Below are 2,914 nucleotides of genomic sequence, written 5' to 3'. Positions count from 1 at the left end.
TCGGTGGTCTCGGGCCAGCGGGTGATGAGCGTAGGCGAGTCCGGCCAGGCGATCCGACTGGAGCGGCGGGAGCTGCAGGCCGACGGTCAGCGGCTGGTCCTGCGGGCGGAGGGTCGGGTCTATGACGTGAAGCTGCCGCTGGCGGGCGCCTTCCAGGCCTCGAACGCGCTGGTTGCGGCCGGACTCTGCCGTGCGGCGGGGCTCTCCTGGGATGACGCCTTCGCTGGACTGGCGGAGCTTCAGGGCGTGGCCGGGCGGCTGCAGAGAGTGGGCGCAGGTCCCCGAGGCGGCGAAGCCTATGTGGATTACGCCCATACCCCGGACGGTCTGGAGACCGTGCTGAAGGCGCTTCGGCCCCATGCCCGGGGCAAGCTGATCGTGGTGTTCGGCGCAGGCGGCGACCGCGACAAGGGCAAGCGGCCGATCATGGGTGAGATCGCCGCCCGACTGGCGGACCTGACCATCGTCACCGACGACAATCCGCGCACCGAGGACCCCGCAGCGATCCGGGCGGAGGTGATGGCCGGAGCGCGCGGCGCACGGGAGATCGGCGACCGGCGCGAGGCGATCCGGGCGGCCTGCGCGCTGATGACCGACGGCGACATCGTGGTTGTGGCCGGCAAGGGCCACGAACAAGGGCAGATCGTTGCCGGAGTGACCCATCCCTTCGACGACGTCGCGGAGGCGCAAGCGGCGCTGGAACCTGTCCATGGCTGACGCCCTGTGGACCTCGGAGGCCATCGCGGCGGCGACAGGCGGATTGGCCGGCGGTGGGGCGTTCTCCGCGAACGGAGTCTCGATTGACACCCGCAGCCTGGCGCCCGGCGATCTGTTTGTGGCGTTGGCCGGAGAGCGCGACGGGCATGAGTTCGTGGCGCAGGCCATGGCGTCGGGCGCGGCGGGCGCGCTCACCGGCCATGCCGTGTTGGGGCCGCACGTGGCGGCGACTGACACGTTGAGGGCGCTGGAGGCCCTGGGCGTCGCGGCGCGTGAGCGGGCCAAGGGCGCGCGCCGCGGGGCCGTCACCGGTTCCGTCGGGAAAACCAGCGTCACCCAGGCGGTGATGGCCGGCCTGAGCCTTGCCGGCCGGGCGCATTCCTCGGTCAAGAGCTACAACAATCATATCGGCGTGCCGCTGACGCTGGCGCGGATGCCGGCGGCGACCGAACGCGCGGTCTTCGAGATCGGCATGAACCACGCCGAGGAAATCCGGCCGCTGTCCAGGATGGTGCGGCCGCACGTGGCCATGGTGACCACCGTCGGTCCGGTTCACACGGAGAACTTCGCGGACGGCGAGGCTGGGGTGGCGCGCGCAAAGGCGGAAATCTTCGACGGACTAGAGCCTGGCGGCGTTGCGATCCTGAACGCCGACAACCGGTGGTTCGGGACACTCAAGGACGCGGCGCTCGCAGCGGGCGCCTCGTTGAGGATTTTCGGGTCCACGGCGGACTGCGACGCCCGTCTGCTAGGCTTCGAGGCCGGCGATAGGGGCGCCGTGGCGAAGGCCGAGATCCGCGGTCGGGCGGTGGACATCCGACTGGCGCAGACCGGGCTCCACTGGGGCCCCAACAGTCTGGCCGTGCTGCTGATGCTTGAGGCGCTCGATGTGAGCCTTGAGACGGGTCTGGCGGCGTTGGCGGCGTTCGCACCGCTGGACGGTCGCGGTGCGGAAGCCCGCGTCGACGGGCCGGCCGGCGAATTCACACTGATCGATGAGAGCTACAACGCCAATCCGGTGTCGATGGCTTCGGCCATCGCCACGCTGGGCGCGCGGCGGACCGAGGGGCGGCGCGTCGTGGTGCTGACCGACATGCTGGAACTCGGTCCCGAGGCCGAGGCGTTTCATGCGGGACTGGCCGCGCCGCTGGCCGATGCACGGATCGAGGTCGTGTTCTGCGCCGGGCCGCTGATGAAATCGCTTTGGGAGGCGCTTCCGCCGACTCGACGCGGCGGCTACGCCGACAGTGCGGCGGAGCTTGCGCCGCAGATCGCCGACGCCGTGCGCGCCGGCGATGTCGTCATGGTGAAGGGGTCAAACGGGTCGCGCGCAGGGCTGATCGCCCAGATGCTGCGCGGGCTCGACAAGGCCCCACGCCGCCCGGGGGAGACCGGCTGATGTTCTACTGGCTTTATCTGACCTTCGGGTCGGCGGACTACGTGCCGATCCTGAACCTGCTGAAGTACCAGACGCTGAGGACGGGCCTGGCGATCTTTACGGCGCAGCTGGTGGTGGTGGCCCTGGGCTCGAGGTTCATCCGATGGATGAAGTCCAAGCAGGGCAAGGGCCAGCCCATGCGCGCCGAGGGCATTGAGCGGCACATCATCGAGAAGACCGGCACGCCGACCATGGGCGGCGTGATGATCCTGGCGGGTCTGTTCGCCGGGACCTTGCTGTGGGCCGACCTCTCCAACGTCTATGTCTGGGCGGTGCTGCTGGTGACGGGCGGATATGGTTTCGTCGGCTTTCTCGACGACTACGCCAAGGTCACCAAGCAATCGACGGCGGGCGTGTCGGGCCGGATGCGGCTGGTCCTGGAGACGTCGATCGCCATGGCGGCGGTCGCACTGATTATCGTCTTCGCCGCCAAACCGCCGGAGAACCCTGAACTGCTGACCTCGGTGACCTTTCCGGTGTTCAAGCAGATCTTCGTCGATCTCTCTTGGGGCTATCTGCTTTTCGGCGCCTTTATCATCGTCGGCGCGGCCAATGCGGTGAACTTCACCGACGGACTGGATGGGTTGGCCACCGTGCCGGTGATGATCGCCGCGGCGGCCTACGGGCTGATCGCCTATCTCGTCGGAAACTTCGTGTTTTCGACCTATCTGCAGCTCCACTTCGTGCCCGGTGTGGGCGAGCTGGCGGTGATCTGCGGGGCGATCATCGGCGCGGGGTTGGGCTTTCTTTGGTACAATG

Annotated in this window: 3 protein-coding genes; all 3 read left to right on the top strand. The window is 68.6% G+C overall.

From position 1 onward, the window contains the following. Nucleotides 1-717, top strand: a 717-nt coding sequence (locus ACIQ3R_RS17015; RefSeq protein ID WP_397420038.1) for a Mur ligase family protein, incomplete at its 5' end; no start/stop codon positions are given. Then, nucleotides 710-2,116 (top strand): UDP-N-acetylmuramoyl-tripeptide--D-alanyl-D-alanine ligase, encoded by a 1,407-nt coding sequence (gene murF / locus ACIQ3R_RS17010; protein WP_397420037.1) that lies wholly within the window; start codon nucleotides 710-712, stop codon nucleotides 2,114-2,116. The genes ACIQ3R_RS17015 and murF, both read left to right, overlap by 8 nt. After that, the coding region (gene mraY, locus ACIQ3R_RS17005) for a phospho-N-acetylmuramoyl-pentapeptide-transferase (protein WP_397420036.1) at nucleotides 2,116-2,914 on the top strand (799 nt) is incomplete at its 3' end. The genes murF and mraY, both read left to right, overlap by 1 nt.

The organism is Phenylobacterium sp. (genome assembly GCF_044371015.1).
Lineage (GTDB): Bacteria > Pseudomonadota > Alphaproteobacteria > Caulobacterales > Caulobacteraceae > Phenylobacterium.
This window is presented reverse-complemented; position numbering and strand designations above follow the sequence as displayed.

What these genes read in the sequence shown, in the direction of transcription:
- murF (WP_397420037.1), top strand. Translation starts at nt 710, where the DNA reads ATGGCTGACGCCCTGTGGACCTCGGAGGCCATCGCGGCGGCGACAGGC.